Genomic DNA, 17,435 nt, shown 5'->3' with positions numbered 1-17,435 from the left:
CCAAGGAAGCTAAGCCAAAGCTAACTTTAGACAGATTCTAATTACCGACAACCCGACTGTACGACGAGAAATTCCCGTCCGCCACGAAGGAAAGGCTGGGCTAACCTGCGCCTTTGCCTCCGAATGCGCATACGATCGCAAGTCTGCTCAGATGTCGACCGGGTGATGCTGAGGCGAGTGATGCTCTTGTCGTGACCGCCCCGTGGGACACATCCGCAAAGGCCCCGCGCCCTGTGCGGAGCCCCCGGAGGAGAGGCCCGCCGTATGGCATCGCTCGCCTGCATCCCCTCGGTCCCGGCACCCGGGAACGCCGCCGAACTCCGCGAACGAGGCCGCGGCGCGCTGCTGGGCCTGGCGGTGGGAGACGCCCTCGGCGCCCCCGCGGAGAACCTGAAACCGTCGGAGATCCGAGCCCGGTGGGGCAGGATCACGGGGTACGTGGCCGAGCGGCCCGCCGGCACGGACGACACCGAGTACGCGATCTTCTCGGGCCTCCTCCTGGCCCGCCACGGCTCGGCGCTGACCCCGGCCCACGTGGAGGCGGCCTGGCACGAGTGGATCGCGGACCGCGAGGAGGGCCCCTTCCGAGGCGCGGGCTTCAGCGAACGAGGCACGCTGGAGAACCTGCGCCGGGGTCTGGCGGCGCCCATCTCCGCCCAGCACCGGCACGCCTGGAGCGACGGCCTGGCGATGCGCGCGGCCCCCTTCGGCGTCTACGCGTCCGGCCGCCCGGCGGAGGCGGCACGCCTGGCGGCGATCGACGGCTCGGTGAGCCACGACGGCGAGGGCATCTACGGCGGTCAGGCGGTAGCCGCAGGAGTGGCGGCGGCGATGGCGGGCGCCCCCACGGTGGCGGTGGTCGCCTCGGCCCTCGCGGTGATCCCGGACGACTCCTGGACGGCCCGCTCCCTGCGCCGCGCGGTGGCGGTGGCCCACCGGGGCGAACGAGCGGTCCGCTCCGCGGTGGTGATCGGCGGCTACCCCTGGACCGACCTGGCCCCGGAAGCGGTGGCCCTCGCCTTCGGCGCGTACGCGGCGGCGGACGGCGACTTCGTGGAGGCGGTCCTCACGGCCGTCAACATGGGCCGCGACGCCGACACGACGGCGGCGGTGGCGGGCGCGCTGGCAGGCGCGACGAGGGGAGCGTCCGCGATCCCGCCGGAGTGGGCGGCGGCAATCGCCCCGGCGCGGGGCAGCTGCCTCCCCTCCATGGCGGGCCACCACGTACTGGACGTGGCGGACCTGCTGACACCGCCCGACGAGTACGTACTGGCGGCGGACGGGGACGAGGCGGAGGTCGTGGCATGACACTCGATTACGAGCAGACACCTGCCGAGGCCGATCCGCATCCTTCAACCCGTCCGACGTTCGACGACGAACCGGCACCTCTCAACGCCGGCCCGCATCCTTCAGCCCGTCCGGCGTTCGACGACGAACCGGCACCTCTCAACGCCGGCCCGCATCCTTCAGCCCGTCCGGCGTTTGAGGACGAGGCCCTTTCAGGGCCGACGGGGGTCCAGGGGGCGGAGCCCCCTGGCGGGGTCGAAGGGGCAGCGCCCCTGGAGAGGGGACGGGCAGGGGCGGCGGGGGCGAAAGAAGCAGCCGCCGACACCCCCACCCCAAACCCTCATCGCATCGAAGGCCTCCTGCTCGGCCTGGCCGCAGGCGACGCCGCCGGCTGGCCCGCCGCCCGCCACAGAGCCGCCCGCATGCCCGACTGGACCCGCCGCCTCACCCGCGAACTGGACACCTTCGCCGAGCAGAACGCCACCACCACCCTCCCCGTCCCCATCGCCCTCAACCAACCCCCCGAGCCCCTCCGCCTGGGCCCCTCCGACGACGCGGAATGGGCGGCCTTCACCGCCGAAGCCCTCCTCCGCGCAGGCGACGACACCACCTTCCCCGACCTCAGCCGAGACCGCCGCACCAGAGCCGCGATCGACCTCACCTGGACCACCCTCGCCGGCGAAGTGGCCGCCGCGGCGAACCGCGCCCCCGAGATCGAGTCCGCCGTACTCCCCCTCCGCGCCCGCATCTCGGTCCGCGCCGGCCTCGGCAACCTCGCCACCGGCCTACGCCCACCCGCCACCGGCCACGACAACCCCCACTACTTCGACGACGCGGCCTGCATCAGAGCCTGCGTCCTGGCCGTCACCCACCCCGGCAACCCCCAACTCGCCGCGGACCTCGCCGAGTTCGATGCCCGCTACACCCAGGACGGCGACGGAGTCCACGGCGCCCGGGCCATGGCCGCGGCCCTCTCCCTCGCCCTCACCGGAGCCGACGTCCACACCTGCGTCGACGCCGCCCTCACCGAACTCCCGGCGTCCACGGAGATCGGCCGCAACGCCCGCCACGCCCTGGCCCTCGCCCGTACCACCCCCACCGCGTTCGCCCTGATCCCCCTCCTGGAACACGAGATCGTCGACCACGTCTACAGCTACGGCATCGCGGCCGCGGAAACGGTCCCGGTCGCCCTCGCCCTGGCGACCGCGGCGAACGGCGACATCTCCGCGGCCGTCCCCGCCGCCGCCTGCCTGTCCCGCGTCGCGGACTCGGCCCCCGCCCTGACCGGCGCCCTCACCGGAGCCCTCACCGGCGGCACCGCCCTCCCGCCCTCCTGGCGGGACACCTGCCGCACCCTCTCCGGCTGCGCCCTCCCCCGCCTCACCGGCACCGACCTGGTGGAACTCGCCGAACTCCTGGAAGCCACGCAACCGGCCCTGCCAGGAGGATGATTCGGTCCATGCCACCCAAACCATCCCAACAAAACCCTTCTCCGAAGACCCCGAACCTCCCGAACCCCACCCTCGAGGACCGCATCACCGGCGCCCTCGTAGGCGCCGCGGTGGGCGACGCACTGGGCGGCCCGGTGGAGGGCTACTCCCCCGACCAGATCCTGGAACGCCACGCCGGCCGCGTCCACGGCATCGTCGGCCCCTGGAACGGCGACGCCTGGCGCACGGCCCGCCCGATCGCCCCGTACCACAAGGGCGACGGCCACGTCACCGACGACACCTTGATGACCCACGCCCTGATCAGGGTCTACGCCGAGGTCCGCGACCACCTGGACGCCTACGCCGTCGCCGACCACCTGGTCCCCGACCTGATGACGACCGCTCGCTGGATCCCGGAACTGGAACAGGAGGCGCTCCCCCTGCACCGCCTCTTCCTGGCGGAGAAATGGCTGGTCACGCGCCTCCACTACGCCCACGCGGACCCCCGTGAGGCCGGCGTCGGCAACATCGTCAACTGCGGCGCGGCGATGTACATGGCCCCGGTGGGCCTGGTCAACGCGGCGAACCCGAGGGCCGCCTACGCCGAGGCCCTGGACATCGCGGGCGCCCACCAGTCGTCGTACGGCCGCGAGGCGGCGGGCGTCTTCGCGGCGGCCGTGGCGGCGGCCTGCGCACCGGACGCGACGCCGGAGACGGTCGTCTCCCACTGCCTGTCCCTCGCGAAGGACGGCACGAGGACGGCGATCGAGAAGGTCTGCGAAACAGCGGCCCACCACACCACCTTCGAGTCGGCCCTGACCCCGCTCCGCGAGGTGGTGGCCCCCTACGACACGGTGGGCCCCGACTACCGCGCCCCCTCGCTCGGCGCCCGCCGCCCCTCCCGTCTGCACGCCATCGAGGAACTCCCCATCGCCCTGGGCATGTTGCTCGTGGCGAAGGGCGACTACCGCGGCGCGGTCCTGGGCGCCGTGAACTACGGCCGCGACTGCGACTCCATCGCGACGATGGCCGGCGCGATCGCGGGCGCCCTGGGTTCCCCGGTCCCGGAGGGCTGGTCCAAGACGGTCGCGGAGGCCAGCCGCCTGGACCTCTGGGAACCGGCGAGGACGCTCACCGAGGTGACCCGCGAGATCCACGACCGGGACGTCCACCGCCGCCGCGCCCACGAGGCCGCGTTCACGGAGATCGGAGGCCTGAGATGCTCCGACTGACCTGGGTCCAACCGGAAGACCTCCTGGGCCACGAACTCCACCAGGCAGCACTGGACGGCAGGGAACCCGGTGTGATCGCCGCGAGGTGGAAGGCGGCAGGCGGCACGGAGGCCCCCCTGAGAGCGGGCGCCTCCCCGCGACCGCCGTCCCGCTACCTACGCCGGCTGGCAAAGGACCTGCTGGACGAACTGGCGGACCTCCCCAGCAAGTTGGCAGACCAGGAACCCACAGCCCTGCCAGAAATCAAGGCCGGCTGCCCAGAATGGCCCGCCCTGGCTGCGGGCAGTCGTGCCGCTGGGGCGGCACGGGTGGGCGCAGGCGGCGCCCCGCCAGCGCGGGCAAGCGCACCCCCCCTACGGCAACCCCCACCCCCCGCAGCCTACGAAGCAGCCTGGCTCGGCCGAGCAGTCGGCTGCCTCCTGGGCAAACCGGTGGAGAAACTCCCCCTCGACGCCATCCGCCAACTGGCCAAGTCCACCGGCAACTGGCCCCTCACCACCTACTTCACCGCCCGAGGAGTCCCGGAAACCCTCCTCCGTTCCCACCCCTGGAACCGCCGCTCGGCCCCCACCTCCCTCGCCGAGAACATCGACGGCATGCCCGAGGACGACGACCTCAACTACCCCCTCCTCAACCTCCTCCTGCTCCAACGCCACGGCAGAGGCTTCACGACCACAGACGTGGCCGGACTCTGGCTGGACGAACTCCCCGCGGGCCGCACGTTCACCGCCGAGCGCATCGCCTACCGCAACCTCCTCCTCGGCCTGGAACCCCCGCACACCGCCCGCCACCGCAACCCCTTCAGGGAATGGATCGGCGCCCTGATCCGCGCCGACGTCCACGGCTGGACCAACCCCGGCGGCCCGGCCGCCGCGGCGGAACAGGCCCACCGGGACGCCACCCTCACCCACACCGCCAACGGCGTCTACGCGGCGATGTTCACGGCCGCGACGATCGCCACCGCGGCGACCGGCACCCACGACGTCCACGCGTGCCTGCGCACCGGCCTGGCCGTCGTACCCCCCGCCTCCCGACTGGCGAAGGCGATCACCCACGCGATCCGCCTCGCCGCCGGCACCCCCGACTTCGACACGGTCGTGGACGAACTCCACGCCACCTACTCCCCCACCCACCACTGGGTCCACGCGATCCCCAACACCGCCCTGATCGCCGCCGCCCTCACCCACGCGGACGGCGACTTCACCGCGTCCATCTGCAAAGCGGTGAGCGGCGGTTGGGACACCGACTCCAACGGCGCGACGGCCGGCAGCATCGCCGCCCTCCTCGCCAAAAGCCCCGCCGCCCTCCCCGACCGCTGGACGACCCCGCTGAAGAACCGACTCGCCACGTCCGTCGGCGACTTCGACGGCACCGGCTTCGACGCCCTGGCCCACCTCACCCACGCCCTCGCCCGCACCCCGGACCAAGCCCCCGACCCCGCCCCCGGCGACACCCCAGTGGAGGCACCCCGCCCATGACCCACATCGCCGTACTAGGCAGCACGAACATGGACCTCGTCGCCTACGTCGAGAAGGCCCCGCAGCGCGGAGAGACGGTCACCGGCCGCGCGTTCCGTACGATCCCCGGCGGCAAGGGCGCCAACCAGGCGATCGCCGCCGCCCGCGCCGGCGCCACCGTCTCGATGATCGGCGCGGTCGGCAACGACCCCTACGGCACCCACCTCCGCTCCACCCTCGAACACTCCGGCGTCGACACCGATCACCTCCGCACCGTCGAGGGCCCGTCCGGCACCGCGCACATCGTCGTCGACGACGAGGGCGGCAACGCGATCGTGGTGATCCCCGCCGCGAACGGCACCGTCGACCATCTCGCCCCCGGCGACGAGGGCCTGATCGCCTCCGCCGACGCGCTGCTGCTCCAGCTGGAGATCCCGCTGGCGGCCGTCGTGGCCGGCGCCGAGGCGGCCCGCGCGCACGGCGTCCGGACGATCCTCACGCCCGCCCCCGCGCAGCCCCTCCCGCCCGAACTCCTCGCCGTCACCGACCTGTTGCTCCCCAACGAGTACGAGGCGACCACCCTCACCGGCCTGTCCGACCCGATCGCGGCGGCCCGGGCCCTCCTCGACCAGGTCCCGGCGGTCGTCGTCACGCTCGGCGCGGCGGGCAGCCTGTACCTGGCCCGCGACGGCGCCGACCCGCTGGCCGTGCCCGCCCCGCCGGTGACCGCCGTGGACTCGACCGGCGCGGGCGACACCTTCGCCGGCACCCTCGCGGTCGCGCTCAGCGAGGAGCGCCCGATCCACGAGGCGCTGCGCTGGGCGGCAGCGGCGGCGGCCCTGTCGGTGCAGCGGCCGGGCGCGTCGGCGTCGATGCCGTACCGCTCCGAGATCGACAAGCAGTACCACGCATGACCGGCATCCGACCCCTCGGCCCAGCCCCCACCGCCCCGCTCTCCGGCCTGCGCGTCCTCGACCTGGCCACCCTCTTCGCGGGCCCCCTCGCGGCCACCCTGCTCGGTGACTTCGGCGCGGAGGTCGTCAAGGTCGAGCACCCCACCAAGCCCGACCCCTCCCGCGGCCACGGGCCGTCCAAGGACGGCATCGGCCTGTGGTGGAAGGTCCTCGGCCGCAACAAGCGCACGATCACCCTCGACCTCTCCAAGCCGGGCGGCCGGGCCACCCTCCTGCGTCTGGCGGCGACCGCGGACGTGATCATCGAGAACTTCCGCCCCGGCACCCTGGAGAAATGGGACCTGAGCTGGGACGAGCTGTCCGCGGTCAACCCCCGGCTGATCCTCACCCGGGTCACCGCCTTCGGCCAGTTCGGCCCGCACGCGCACCGCCCCGGCTTCGGCACCCTCGCCGAGGCCATGAGCGGCTTCGCCGCGATCACCGGCGAACCGGACGCGCCGCCGACGCTGCCGCCCTTCGGTCTCGCCGACTCCATCGCGGGCCTGGCCACGGCGTACGCCGTCATGACGGCGCTCGCGGCCCGCGACCGCACCGGCGCGGGCCAGGTCGTCGACATGGCGATCATCGAGCCGATCCTCACCGTCCTCGGCCCCCAGCCCACCTGGTACGACCAGCTCGGCTACGTCCAGCAGCGCACCGGCAACCGCTCCGCCAACAACGCCCCGCGCAACACCTACCGCACCGCGGACGGCGGTTGGGTCGCCGTCTCCACCTCGGCCCAGTCGATCGCGGAGCGCGTGATGCGGCTGGTGGGCCGCGAGGATCTGATCACCGAACCGTGGTTCGCCACCGGCGCCGACCGCGCCCGCCACGCCGACGTCCTCGACGAGGCGGTCGGCACCTGGATCGCCGCCCGCACCCGTACGGAGGTGCTGGCGGCCTTCGAGAAGGCGGAGGCGGCGGTGGCCCCGATCCAGGACATCCAGGACGTGATGACCGACCCGCAGTACGCGGCCCTGGACTCCATCACCACCCTCCCCGACCCCGAACTCGGCCCCCTCCGCATGCAGAACGTCCTCTTCCGGCTCTCCGCCACACCGGGCGCGATCCACTGGGCGGGCCGTCCGCACGGCGCCGACACGGACACCGTTCTGACCGAACTGGGTCTGACGGAGGTCGAGTTGGCGGCGCTGCGCGCGGAGGGCGCGGTATGACCACACCGCTGACGTGGCTGTACGCCCCCGGCGACCGCCCGCACGTCGTGACGAAGGCGCTGGCGGCCGGCGCCGATGTCGTCGTGGTCGACCTGGAGGACGCGGTCGCCCCGGACCGCAAGGCCTACGCCCGCGACGCCACCGCCGAACTCCTCACCGAACAGCACCCCGTCCCGGTCCACGTCCGCGTCAACGCCCTGGACGGCCCGCTCGCGGCGGCGGACGTGAAGGCGGTGGCCGCCCTTCCGGGTCTGTCCGGCCTCCGGCTGCCCAAGGTGACGGGACCGCGGCAGATCACCGCCATCGCCGAACGCACCACCCCCGCCGACGGCGGCGCACCCGCCCTGTTCGCCCTCCTGGAGTCGGCCCTCGGCATCGAACACGCCCACGCGATCGCCACGGCCCACCCGTCGCTGCGCGGCATCGCCCTGGGCGAGGCGGACCTGCGGGCGGACCTGGGCGTACGGGAGGACGCGGGCCTCGACTGGTGCCGCTCCCGCGTGATCGTGGCGGCGCGCGCCGCGAGCCTCCCGCCGCCGCCCCAGTCGGTCCACCCCGACATCCGCGACCTGGAGGGTCTGGCCGCCTCCTGCGCCCACGGCCGCACCCTGGGCTTCCTGGGCCGGGCGGCCATCCACCCCCGCCAGCTCCCGATCATCGAACGTGCCTATCTCCCGACCCCGGCGGAGATCGAGAAGGCGGAGAGGATCGTGAAGGCGGCGACGACGGAACAGGGCGCCCAGGCCCTACCGGACGGCAGCTTCATCGACGCGGCGGTGGTCGCGGCGGCCCGACGGACGCTGTCGCTGGCACAACGCCGCTGACCCTCGGCACGACGAAGGGCGCCCGGTGATCACCGGGCGCCCTTCGTCGTCGTACGAACGGCCGTCAGCCCTTCTTGGCCGACTCGGCCTCGTCCTTCACTTCGGTGGAATCAGCCTCGTCCGCCGTCTCCTCGGACTCGGTCCCGGCTTCCGCCTTCTCCACGTCTTCGGCCTTCTCGGCGTCTTCGGCCTTCTCGGCGTCTTCGGCCTTCTCGACGTCTTCCGTCTCGCCGTCGGGGGCGCCGGGCTCGACGACCTCTTCGCGGCCCGGGCGCTTCTTCGCCGAGACGACCATGTAGACGACCGCCAGCAGGAGCACGATCAGCGCGGTCCAGTTGTTCAGGCGCAGGCCCAGGATGTGGTGGGCGTCGTCGACGCGGAGGTACTCGATCCAGAACCGGCCCACGCAGTACGCGGCGACGTACAGCGCGAACGCCCGCCCGTGCCCGAGCTTGAAGCGGCGGTCGGCCCAGATCACGAGCAGGGCGACGCCGATGCACCACAGGGACTCGTACAGGAACGTCGGGTGGTAGAGGCCCGGAACCCGGCCGTCCGTCGAGGACGTGATCTTCAGGGCCCAGGGGAGGTCGGTCTCCCGGCCGTACAGCTCCTGGTTGAACCAGTTGCCCCAGCGTCCGATGGCCTGCGCCAAGGCGATGCCTGGCGCGATGGCGTCGGCGTAGGCCGGCAGCGGAATGCCCCGGCGGCGGCAGCCGATCCAGGCACCGACCGCACCGAGCGCGATCGCGCCCCAGATGCCGAGGCCGCCCTCCCAGATCTTGAAGGAGTCCACCCAGTCACGGCCCTCGCTGAAGTACAGCTCGTAGTCCGTGATCACGTGGTAGAGCCGGCCGCCGAGGAGGCCGAAGGGCACCGCCCAGACCGCGATGTCGGCCACCGTGCCGGCGCGGCCGCCGCGGGCGATCCAGCGCTTGTTGCCGAGCCAGACCGCGACGAAGACGCCGATGATGATGCAGAACGCGTAGCCGCGCAGCGGGATGGGACCGAGGTGGTACACCCCGTGCGACGGGCTGGGAATGTAGGCAAGTTCCATGGCAGGACCGACGCTACCCTGCCGGGCGCCGCCGACGGCAGGCAGCCCGGCTACGGCTCCATAACAGGAGGGTCGGAATTCTCTTACCCCCGTTACCCCTTGGCCGCGTCCTGCACCTGCTTCTTCAGCTTCGCCGGGGTCATCGTCTGGTCCTGGTAGATGTTCTTGCCGTTGAGGATGACGGTCGGGGTGCCGCTGAATCCGCCGTTGCGGAAGGCGGCCGCGGACTTCTCGACCCAGCTGCTGTGGGTGCCCTTCTCGACACACGCCCGGAACGTCGGGGTGTCCAGGCCGTCGACCTTCTTCGCCAGCTCGATGAGCTTGTCGTTCTTGGCGTAGGCGTCGTCCGTCTCCGGGGGCTGGTTCTCGTACAGCACGTCGTGGTACGCGGTGAACTTGGCGGCGTCCTGGGCGCAGGCCGCGGCGTTGGCCGCGTTGCGGGAGCCGGTGCCGCCCATGTTGCCGTCGATGATCGTCGCGAGGTGGTACTCGACCTTCAGCTGGCCGGCGCCGGTCAGCTCATGGATGGTCGAGCGGTAGGCGTCCTCGAAGGACTTGCAGGCCGGGCAGCGGAAGTCCTCCCACACCGTGAGCGTGGACTTGGCGTCGGTCTTGCCCACCGGGATGGCGAGCTGGTCGTCGCCGTTGGCGCCCGAGGGCGCCACGACCGGGCCCGCGGAGTCGCTCCCGTCGTCCTTGCCCGCGTTGGCGGCGACGATGCCGATCACCGCCGCGAGCCCCAGGACACAGACGACACTCGCGGCCACGATCAGCGTCCGCCGACGCCTCTCCGCGGCCTTCTGCTTCTCACGCTCGACCGCCAGCCGCTCGCGGGCGGTGCGCTTTCCCTCACGGTTCTTCTCGCTCACACCCCGGAAACGAACCGGGGAGGCGCAGCGCGCCTCCCCGGTCCCAGGTCCACCCGTTCGAGTGACCGATCCGAAACATCCGGACTTGTTACGCCTGTCCGCGCACGCCCTTCGCCAGGTCACCGGCGAGTTCGCGGACGGCCTCGACGCCGGCCTTGTCGTCCGGCGCGTCCAGCATCCGCTTGACGAAGGCCGAACCGACGATCACGCCGTCGGCGAAGCCGGCCACCTCGGCGGCCTGCGCCGCGTTGGAGACACCGAGCCCGACACAGACGGGCAGGTCGCCGCCGGCCGCGCGGGTGCGCTCGACCAGATCCTGCGCCTGCGCACCCACCGACTCCCGGGTGCCGGTGACGCCCATCAGCGAGGCGGCGTACACGAAACCGCTGCCCGCCGCGGTGATCTGCGCGAGCCGCTCGTCCTTGCTGCTCGGCGCCACGACGAAGACGGTCGCGAGGCCGTGCTTCTCCGCGTGCTCCCTCCACAGCGCCGACTCCTGCACGGGCAGGTCGGGCAGGATGCACCCGGCGCCGCCCGCCTCCGCGAGCTCGGCGGTGAAGCGCTCGACGCCGTAGCGGTCGATCGGGTTCCAGTACGTCATCACGAGCACCGGCTTCCCGGTGGCCGCGTACGCCTCCTTCACGGTGCGCATGACGTCGGCGATCTTGACGCCGCCGCGCAGGGCGATGTCGTCGGCGGTCTGGATGACGGGACCGTCGAGGACCGGGTCGCTGTGCGGCAGCCCGACCTCGACGACGTCGGCACCGCCGTCGAAGGCGGCCTTGATCGCCTCGATGCCGCCGTCCACGGTCGGGAACCCGGCCGGGAGGTAGGCGATGAGCGCGGAGCGGCCCTCGGCCTTGGCACCGGCGAGGGTGTCGGTCAGCAGCTGGATGTTCCCGCTCACTTGGCGTCCCCCTCGATCTCGGCGAGGTCGGCGGCGTCGGCCGCGACCTCGGCGTCGGTGTCGTACAGGCCGAAGTAGCGCGCGGCCGTGTCCATGTCCTTGTCACCGCGGCCGGACAGGTTGACGATGATCAGCCCGTCCTTGCCGAGTTCCTTGCCGACCTCCAGGGCACCGGCCAGCGCGTGGGCGCTCTCGATGGCCGGGATGATGCCCTCGGTGCGGGACAGCAGGCGCAGCGCCTGCATGGCCGCGTCGTCGGTGACCGCGCGGTACTCGCCGCGGCCGGAGTCCTTGAGGTAGGAGTGCTCGGGGCCGATGCCCGGGTAGTCCAGACCGGCCGAGATCGAGTACGGCTCGGTGATCTGGCCCTCCTCGTCCTGGAGGACGTAGGAGCGCGATCCGTGCAGGATGCCGGGCTCGCCCACGGTGAGCGTCGCCGCGTGCTCGCCGGTCTCCACGCCGTGCCCGGCGGGCTCGCAGCCGATGAGGCGTACGGCGGTGTCCGGGATGAAGGCGTGGAAGAGGCCGATGGCGTTGGAGCCGCCGCCGACGCAGGCGATCGCCGCGTCGGGGAGCCGGCCGGCCCGCTCCAGGATCTGGCGGCGGGCCTCGACGCCGATGACGCGGTGGAAGTCGCGGACCATCGCCGGGAAGGGGTGCGGGCCGGCGACCGTGCCGAAGAGGTAGTGGGTGTGGTCGACGTTGGCGACCCAGTCGCGGAACGCCTCGTTGATCGCGTCCTTCAGCGTGCGGCTGCCGGACTTCACGGCGATGACCTCGGCGCCGAGCATGCGCATCCGGGCCACGTTGAGTGCCTGGCGCTGGGTGTCGATCTCGCCCATGTAGATCGTGCAGTCGAGGCCGAAGAGGGCACAGGCGGTGGCCGTCGCGACGCCGTGCTGACCGGCGCCGGTCTCGGCGATGACGCGCGTCTTGCCCATGCGCTTGGTGAGCAGCGCCTGGCCGAGCACATTGTTGATCTTGTGGGAGCCGGTGTGGTTGAGGTCCTCCCGCTTCAGGAAGATCCGGGCGCCACCGGCGTGCTCGGCGAACCTCGGCACCTCGGTGAGGGAGCTGGGGCGGCCGGTGTAGTGGACCAGCAGGTCGTCGAGTTCGCGGGCGAACTCGGGGTCGTGCTTGGCCTTGTCGTACTCGACGGCGACCTCGTCCACGGCGGCGACGAGGGCCTCCGGGATGAACTTGCCGCCGAAGTCGCCGAAGTAGCCTTCGGCGGTCGGTACTTGACCCTCGGGGTCGGGGATGAAGAACTCGCTGGGCATGCCGAACCTCACGGTGAGTGCGTGGAAAGGACACTATGCGCCGTGGGGGCGGGGAGGTGTTGGTTGGCTGCGGGCCGTCAGTGGCTGGTCGCGCCCGCGCGGCGGTAGCCGCAAATCAAACAGAGCCCCGCGCCCCTCAGGGGGCGCTGGTGCCATCGCATGCCGTTCACTTGCCCCGGCTCATCCCCGATCACGTACCGCACCCTGCGGCCGTGCACCCTGCGTGCCGGCGCGCGGCAGCCCCGCGGGCGGCAGCCGCGCGCGAGGCGGGCGTACCGGTCCACGGTCGTCAGGGTCAGCGAGAGAGTCATCGGGGCAAGACTACCGAAAGATCATCCGCGGCCGTGGCGCAGGGCGGGATGGGCGCCCGCCGCCACCAGGTCCGCGACCGCCGTCTTCGGGTCCTTGCCCGTCACCAGGGATTCGCCCACCAGGACCGCGTCGGCGCCGGCGTTGGCGTAGGCGATCAGGTCGTGGGGGCCGCGGACTCCGGACTCGGCGACCTTGACGATGTGGCCGGGGATCTCGGGGGCGACGCGCTCGAAGGTGCCGCGGTCGACTTCCAGGGTCTTGAGGTTGCGGGCGTTGACGCCGATGATCTTCGCGCCGGCGTCCACGGCACGCTCGACCTCGTCCTCGTCGTGGACCTCGACGAGCGGGGTGAGTCCGATGGACTCCGCGCGCTCGATGAGGGACTCCAGGGCGGGCTGTTCGAGGGCGGCCACGATCAGCAGGGCGAGGTCGGCGCCGTAGGCCCGGGCCTCCCACAGCTGGTACGACGTGACGATGAAGTCCTTGCGCAGGACCGGGATGTCCACGCGCGCGCGGACGGCCTCCAGGTCGGCCAGCGAGCCGCCGAAGCGGCGCTGTTCGGTGAGGACGGAGATGACGGCGGCGCCGCCCGCCTCGTAGTCGGCGGCGAGGCCCGCCGGGTCGGCGATCGCGGCCAGCGCGCCCTTGGAGGGGCTGGAACGCTTGACCTCGCAGATGACCTTGACGCCGTCGCCGCGCAGTGCGGCCACGCCGTCCTTGGCCGCCGGAGCCTTCGCCACGCGCTCCTTGAGCTCGTCGAGGCTGACGCGCGCCTGCCGCTCCGCGAGGTCGGCACGGACTCCGTCGATGATCTCGTCGAGCACACTCACGCGAGCGGCCCCCTTCCAGACGGTTGACAGTTCCAGCGACCGGTGGGAAAAGGCGGTCACTGCGATGGTATCCGCAGGAGGGCGTAGGCCTTGCATCCGGTTGACGGCGGTCCCACTACCTGGACGTTCACTGATTGATCAAGGATGCAGCCAGCCACCGAACGGCAGGTTCCGGACAACGGTGAAGACCAGCAGCAACATGCCCAGCGTCCACAGGTGCAACGGGCCGAGATCGACGCGCATCGGCCGCCCGCGCGCGGCGCGGACCACCCAGACGGTCCACAGCACGGCGAACCCCAGATAGCCGAGCACCGCCACGGCGTTGGCGTGCAGCGCCGCCATGACGTCCCCGTGGACGAAGGCGTGCGCGCTGCGCAGTCCGCCGCAGCCGGGGCAGTACAGCCCGGTGTAGCGCAGGAGCGGGCAGACGGGGTAGTGGCCGGGCTCGTTGGGGTCCACCGCGGCCACGTAGGCGAAGGCTCCGGCGACGGCCGCGAGGACGCCGGCGGGCACGCCCAGGCGGCTCAGCACGCGCGTGGGGGTCAGCACCCTCGGGCTGTCGGCGTTCACGCCTCGCATTGTGCCCCGCGGGACCCCGGACGCGCGTGAGGGGCGGCCCCGGCGCCTCCGCCGGTCCGCCCCTCCACGAGGTGGCTGCTGCCGCTCTCAGCCCTTGGCGCTCGCCGGCTCCGGCTGCGCGGCGACGAGGTCCTTGTGGCCGTCCTTCGGCTGGCCCAGGCCCATCGCGCTCATGATCCAGCCGACGATGCCGCCGATGACCACGATCGCCATGCCGGCCCAGAAGCCGGCGGGCTGGGCCATCACCATGAAGGCGCCCGCGACGCAGAAACCGATGAAGGCGATAGTGACACCGGTCCAGGCGGCCGGGGTGTGACCGTGGCTGCTGCCCGCCATGACTTGCTCCTCGTTGCTGTAAACGTGTCTGAGCCGGACGCTCGGCACCTATTGTCCCGCACGGGTACGTGAGCGTTGTGCAGGGGTAGGCCTAGCGGGTCAATGCCGGGAAGTGCAGCCGACCTTCAGGGGCGCGGGGAACTGCGCGACCAGCCCCCACCGGCCGCACGCCGAAAAACAACCCCTAAGCCCCCGTAGGATCCTCTCCCCGATCCAACGCCTTCCACATCTCCTCAGGCCGCTCAGGATCAACGACCTTCTTCCGCCGAGCCGCCGCAGGCACCCCGTTCCGCTCGTAGCGCCCCGACATCGCCGGCCACATCCGCCCGTACCGCAGCGCCAGCAGCCCGGCCAGCAGGATCAAGGCCCCGCCGGCGACCGCGACGTACGGCCAGGCGGTGTGGCTGAGGCCGTCGACCGTGGCGGCCGCGTCGCCGGAGGCGGACGCCGCCTGTTCGTCGAGCGCCGAGCTGTCGGAGACGCCGAGCAGCGCCGCGACGACGATGCCGACGCCCGAGAGGGCGAGCAGCGCGGCAACCGCGAAGCGGCCCACCTTGCGGACGGCGAAGACGGCGACGAGCGCGGCGAGGCCCACTATGGCGAGGGCCGCGGGGACGCCCGTGACGTCGCTGCCCTTGGCGGTCAGCGGGAAGTCGCCGCCGGCCACCGTCGCGGTGCCCGAGGACCACTGCTGACGGGTCGCGAGCAGCGCCACGGCCGCGCCGAGGGCACCGGCCAGCAGGGCTGTGGCGAGGCTGAGGCGGCCGGCCCTGGCGGGTCCTGCGGCTTCGGAACGGGGGTGAGGAACGGCAGTCACGTACTCCACTATCGCCCGAACCCCGGGCGAACCGTCACCCGGGGTTCCTATGAGAAGCGCCCTATTGCCCGAGCCGGTTCGCCGTGTGCACCGCGCGCAGCACCGCCGCCGCCTTGTTGCGGCACTCGGTGTCCTCGGCGACGGGGTCGGAGTCGGCGACGATCCCGGCGCCCGCCTGGACGTAGGCCGTACCGCCCCTGAGCAGGGCCGTTCGGATGGCGATGGCCGTGTCGGAGTCGCCCGCGAAGTCGAGGTAGCCGACGCAGCCGCCGTACAGACCGCGCCGGGACGGTTCGAGTTCGTCGATGATCTGCATCGCGCGGGGCTTCGGGGCGCCGGAGAGCGTGCCCGCCGGGAAACAGGCCGTGAGGACGTCGAAGGCCGTACGGCCCTCCGCCACCTTTCCGGTGACCGTCGAGACGATGTGCATCACGTGCGAGTACCGCTCGACGGACATGAAGTCGACGACCTCGACCGAGCCCGGTTCGCAGACCCGCCCCAGGTCGTTGCGGCCGAGGTCGACCAGCATCAGGTGCTCGGCGCGCTCCTTGGGGTCGGCGAGCAGTTCGTCGGCGAGGGCCTGGTCCTCCTGCGGGGTGGCCCCGCGCCAGCGGGTGCCGGCGATGGGGTGGACCATGGCCCGTCCGTCCTCGACCTTCACGAGGGCCTCGGGGGACGAGCCGACGACGTCGAAGCCGTCGAAGCGGAACAGGTACATGTACGGGGACGGGTTGGTCGCCCTGAGGACCCGGTACACGTCCAACGCGCTTGCCGTGCACGGCGTTTCGAAGCGCTGGGAGGGGACGACCTGGAAGGCCTCGCCCGCGCGGATGCGCTCCTTGATGTCCTCGACGGCCGCCTGGAAGTCCGCGCCGCCCCACAGGGCGGTGTACTCGGGCAGTTCGGAGGGCGGGAGGACGGCGGGCGGCTGGGCCACCGGGCGGGACAGGTCCGCCTCCATGGCGTCCAGCCGGGCCACCGCGTCGGCGTAGGCCTCGTCGACACCGGTGTCGAGGTCGTTGTGGTTGATCGCGTTGGCGATCAGCAGGACCGAGCCCTCCCAGTGGTCCATGACGGCGAGGTCGCTGGTGAGGAGCATGGTCAGCTCGGGGAGCTTGAGGTCGTCGCGCTCGCCGGGGCCGATCTTCTCCAGGCGGCGGACGATGTCGTAGCCGAGATAGCCGACCATGCCGCCGGTGAAGGGCGGCAGGCCCTCCTGGTGCGGGGTGTGCAGGGCCTCGATGGTGGCGCGCAGGGCGGCGAGGGGGTCGCCGTCGACGGGGACGCCCACGGGCGGGGAACCGAGCCAGTGGGCCTGGCCGTCGCGCGCGGTCAGCGTCGCCGAGGAGCGGACGCCCACGAAGGAGTAGCGAGACCATCGAAAAGCGGTGCGGCCGTTCTCCGCGGACTCCAGCAGGAAGGTGCCGGGGCGCTCGGCGGCGAGCTTGCGGTAGAGCGCGACCGGGGTGTCGCCGTCGGCGAGGAGCTTGCGCGTGACCGGGATGACCCGACGGTCGGTGGCGAGCTTGCGGAAGGTCTCGAGGTCCATGGCGGCTGACCTTACTGATCCGCGGCCGGTACGCCGGAACCGGCGCCGTCCTTGAGGAGCACGTCGGCGTCGAAGCAGGTGCGCGCGCCGGTGTGGCAGGCGGCGCCGACCTGGTCGACCTTGACCAGCACGGTGTCGGCGTCGCAGTCCAGCGCGACCGACTTGACCCACTGGAAGTGGCCGGAGGTGTCGCCCTTGACCCAGTACTCCTGGCGGCTGCGCGACCAGTACGTGCAGCGGCCGGTGGTCAGCGTGCGGTGCAGCGCCTCGTCGTCCATCCAGCCGAGCATCAGCACCTCACCGGTGTCGTACTGCTGGGCGATGGCGGGGACGAGCCCGTCGGCGCTGCGCTTGAGGCGCGCGGCGATCTCCGGGTCGAGGCTGCTGGGGGGCGGCGTGCTGGTCATGGGTGCCATTGTGCCGCGCGCCACCGACAGCGAACGCGGGGCGTCCACTGATTGGAAATGGCGGCGCGAGGCGCCTCGGTGAGGGGTGGTGGCCGGGAGACGGGTGGGCGGACCCGCTGCGCGGTCGTAGGCTGACG

At 72.3% G+C, this 17,435-nt stretch carries 18 protein-coding genes; 7 read left to right on the top strand and 11 right to left on the bottom strand.

From position 1 onward, the window contains the following. The first annotated feature begins 264 nt into the window (after positions 1–264). Genes ACFUO4_RS16745 through ACFUO4_RS16715 form a run of 7 tightly spaced genes read left to right on the top strand, consistent with a single transcriptional unit; the run spans position 265 to position 8,358 of the window. On the top strand, positions 265–1,308 hold the full coding sequence (locus ACFUO4_RS16745) for an ADP-ribosylglycohydrolase family protein (protein ID WP_079309643.1): 1,044 nt from the start codon (positions 265–267) through the stop codon (positions 1,306–1,308). After that, a complete protein-coding gene (locus ACFUO4_RS16740; RefSeq protein ID WP_383484960.1) occupies positions 1,305–2,738 on the top strand; it encodes an ADP-ribosylglycohydrolase family protein in 1,434 nt (477 codons plus the stop codon). The genes ACFUO4_RS16745 and ACFUO4_RS16740 overlap by 4 nt, the downstream gene beginning before the upstream one ends. Before the next feature lie 8 nt (positions 2,739–2,746). Beyond that, positions 2,747–3,949, top strand: a complete 1,203-nt coding sequence (locus ACFUO4_RS16735; protein ID WP_383484957.1) for an ADP-ribosylglycohydrolase family protein — start codon at positions 2,747–2,749, stop codon at positions 3,947–3,949. Further along, a complete protein-coding gene (locus ACFUO4_RS16730; protein WP_383484954.1) occupies positions 3,937–5,427 on the top strand; it encodes an ADP-ribosylglycohydrolase family protein in 1,491 nt (496 codons plus the stop codon). The genes ACFUO4_RS16735 and ACFUO4_RS16730 overlap by 13 nt, the downstream gene beginning before the upstream one ends. Then, the gene (gene rbsK / locus ACFUO4_RS16725; RefSeq protein WP_383484951.1) at positions 5,424–6,320 is read left to right on the top strand and encodes a ribokinase; all 897 of its coding nucleotides are present in this window, start codon (positions 5,424–5,426) and stop codon (positions 6,318–6,320) included. Before ACFUO4_RS16730 ends, rbsK begins: the two co-directional genes overlap by 4 nt. Further along, positions 6,317–7,534, top strand: coding sequence for a CaiB/BaiF CoA transferase family protein (locus tag ACFUO4_RS16720; RefSeq protein ID WP_383484949.1), 1,218 nt, complete (start codon positions 6,317–6,319; stop codon positions 7,532–7,534). The genes rbsK and ACFUO4_RS16720 overlap by 4 nt, the downstream gene beginning before the upstream one ends. After that, on the top strand, positions 7,531–8,358 hold the full coding sequence (locus ACFUO4_RS16715) for an HpcH/HpaI aldolase/citrate lyase family protein (protein WP_383484946.1): 828 nt from the start codon (positions 7,531–7,533) through the stop codon (positions 8,356–8,358). The genes ACFUO4_RS16720 and ACFUO4_RS16715 overlap by 4 nt, the downstream gene beginning before the upstream one ends. 64 nt (positions 8,359–8,422) lie before the next feature. Here the strand turns inward: ACFUO4_RS16715 and lgt are convergent, their stop codons facing one another. The 11 genes from lgt to hisI all read right to left on the bottom strand — a co-directional run bounded on the left by lgt (position 8,423) and on the right by hisI (position 17,298). Continuing rightward, a complete protein-coding gene (lgt, locus tag ACFUO4_RS16710) occupies positions 8,423–9,412 on the bottom strand; it encodes a prolipoprotein diacylglyceryl transferase (RefSeq protein ID WP_383484943.1) in 990 nt (329 codons plus the stop codon). Positions 9,413–9,504: 92 nt separating this feature from the next. Next, positions 9,505–10,281, bottom strand: a complete 777-nt coding sequence (locus ACFUO4_RS16705; protein ID WP_383484940.1) for a DsbA family protein — start codon at positions 10,279–10,281, stop codon at positions 9,505–9,507. A gap of 88 nt (positions 10,282–10,369) precedes the next feature. Continuing rightward, positions 10,370–11,188, bottom strand: coding sequence for a tryptophan synthase subunit alpha (gene trpA, locus ACFUO4_RS16700; RefSeq protein WP_383484937.1), 819 nt, complete (start codon positions 11,186–11,188; stop codon positions 10,370–10,372). Next, positions 11,185–12,468: a tryptophan synthase subunit beta gene (gene trpB / locus ACFUO4_RS16695; protein WP_383484934.1), complete on the bottom strand. Its 1,284-nt coding sequence runs from the start codon at positions 12,466–12,468 to the stop codon at positions 11,185–11,187. Before trpB ends, trpA begins: the two co-directional genes overlap by 4 nt. 77 nt (positions 12,469–12,545) lie before the next feature. Further along, positions 12,546–12,779 (bottom strand): tryptophan biosynthesis modulator TrpM, encoded by a 234-nt coding sequence (gene trpM, locus ACFUO4_RS16690; protein ID WP_383484931.1) that lies wholly within the window; start codon positions 12,777–12,779, stop codon positions 12,546–12,548. Between the two features lie 21 nt (positions 12,780–12,800). Further along, positions 12,801–13,610, bottom strand: coding sequence for an indole-3-glycerol phosphate synthase TrpC (gene trpC, locus ACFUO4_RS16685; protein WP_079309635.1), 810 nt, complete (start codon positions 13,608–13,610; stop codon positions 12,801–12,803). A 138-nt stretch (positions 13,611–13,748) separates the two neighbouring features. After that, the gene (locus ACFUO4_RS16680) at positions 13,749–14,189 is read right to left on the bottom strand and encodes a DUF2752 domain-containing protein (RefSeq protein WP_383484928.1); all 441 of its coding nucleotides are present in this window, start codon (positions 14,187–14,189) and stop codon (positions 13,749–13,751) included. Positions 14,190–14,276: 87 nt separating this feature from the next. After that, positions 14,277–14,525: an HGxxPAAW family protein gene (locus ACFUO4_RS16675; protein WP_079309633.1), complete on the bottom strand. Its 249-nt coding sequence runs from the start codon at positions 14,523–14,525 to the stop codon at positions 14,277–14,279. A gap of 184 nt (positions 14,526–14,709) precedes the next feature. Beyond that, the gene (locus ACFUO4_RS16670; RefSeq protein WP_383484924.1) at positions 14,710–15,351 is read right to left on the bottom strand and encodes a TIGR02234 family membrane protein; all 642 of its coding nucleotides are present in this window, start codon (positions 15,349–15,351) and stop codon (positions 14,710–14,712) included. 52 nt (positions 15,352–15,403) lie between these two features. Beyond that, complete coding sequence (locus ACFUO4_RS16665) at positions 15,404–16,891, bottom strand: anthranilate synthase component I (protein WP_383484921.1); 1,488 nt, start codon at positions 16,889–16,891, stop codon at positions 15,404–15,406. Positions 16,892–16,902: 11 nt separating this feature from the next. After that, positions 16,903–17,298: a phosphoribosyl-AMP cyclohydrolase gene (gene hisI, locus ACFUO4_RS16660; protein ID WP_128112187.1), complete on the bottom strand. Its 396-nt coding sequence runs from the start codon at positions 17,296–17,298 to the stop codon at positions 16,903–16,905. Positions 17,299–17,435 lie beyond the last annotated feature (137 nt).

The organism is Streptomyces sp. NPDC057280 (assembly GCF_042668605.1).
Taxonomy (GTDB): domain Bacteria; phylum Actinomycetota; class Actinomycetes; order Streptomycetales; family Streptomycetaceae; genus Streptomyces.
The sequence above is the reverse complement of the archived record's forward strand: the minus strand, read 5'-3'. Positions and strand labels throughout refer to the sequence as shown.

What these genes read in the sequence shown, in the direction of transcription:
- ACFUO4_RS16680 (WP_383484928.1), bottom strand. Translation starts at nt 14,189, where the DNA reads ATGCGAGGCGTGAACGCCGACAGCCCGAGGGTGCTGACCCCCACGCGC.
- ACFUO4_RS16730 (WP_383484954.1), top strand. Translation starts at nt 3,937, where the DNA reads ATGCTCCGACTGACCTGGGTCCAACCGGAAGACCTCCTGGGCCACGAA.
- ACFUO4_RS16735 (WP_383484957.1), top strand. Translation starts at nt 2,747, where the DNA reads ATGCCACCCAAACCATCCCAACAAAACCCTTCTCCGAAGACCCCGAAC.
- ACFUO4_RS16720 (WP_383484949.1), top strand. Translation starts at nt 6,317, where the DNA reads ATGACCGGCATCCGACCCCTCGGCCCAGCCCCCACCGCCCCGCTCTCC.
- ACFUO4_RS16740 (WP_383484960.1), top strand. Translation starts at nt 1,305, where the DNA reads ATGACACTCGATTACGAGCAGACACCTGCCGAGGCCGATCCGCATCCT.
- ACFUO4_RS16665 (WP_383484921.1), bottom strand. Translation starts at nt 16,891, where the DNA reads ATGGACCTCGAGACCTTCCGCAAGCTCGCCACCGACCGTCGGGTCATC.
- ACFUO4_RS16715 (WP_383484946.1), top strand. Translation starts at nt 7,531, where the DNA reads ATGACCACACCGCTGACGTGGCTGTACGCCCCCGGCGACCGCCCGCAC.
- trpB (WP_383484934.1), bottom strand. Translation starts at nt 12,468, where the DNA reads ATGCCCAGCGAGTTCTTCATCCCCGACCCCGAGGGTCAAGTACCGACC.
- hisI (WP_128112187.1), bottom strand. Translation starts at nt 17,298, where the DNA reads ATGACCAGCACGCCGCCCCCCAGCAGCCTCGACCCGGAGATCGCCGCG.
- lgt (WP_383484943.1), bottom strand. Translation starts at nt 9,412, where the DNA reads ATGGAACTTGCCTACATTCCCAGCCCGTCGCACGGGGTGTACCACCTC.
- ACFUO4_RS16675 (WP_079309633.1), bottom strand. Translation starts at nt 14,525, where the DNA reads ATGGCGGGCAGCAGCCACGGTCACACCCCGGCCGCCTGGACCGGTGTC.
- ACFUO4_RS16745 (WP_079309643.1), top strand. Translation starts at nt 265, where the DNA reads ATGGCATCGCTCGCCTGCATCCCCTCGGTCCCGGCACCCGGGAACGCC.
- rbsK (WP_383484951.1), top strand. Translation starts at nt 5,424, where the DNA reads ATGACCCACATCGCCGTACTAGGCAGCACGAACATGGACCTCGTCGCC.
- trpM (WP_383484931.1), bottom strand. Translation starts at nt 12,779, where the DNA reads ATGACTCTCTCGCTGACCCTGACGACCGTGGACCGGTACGCCCGCCTC.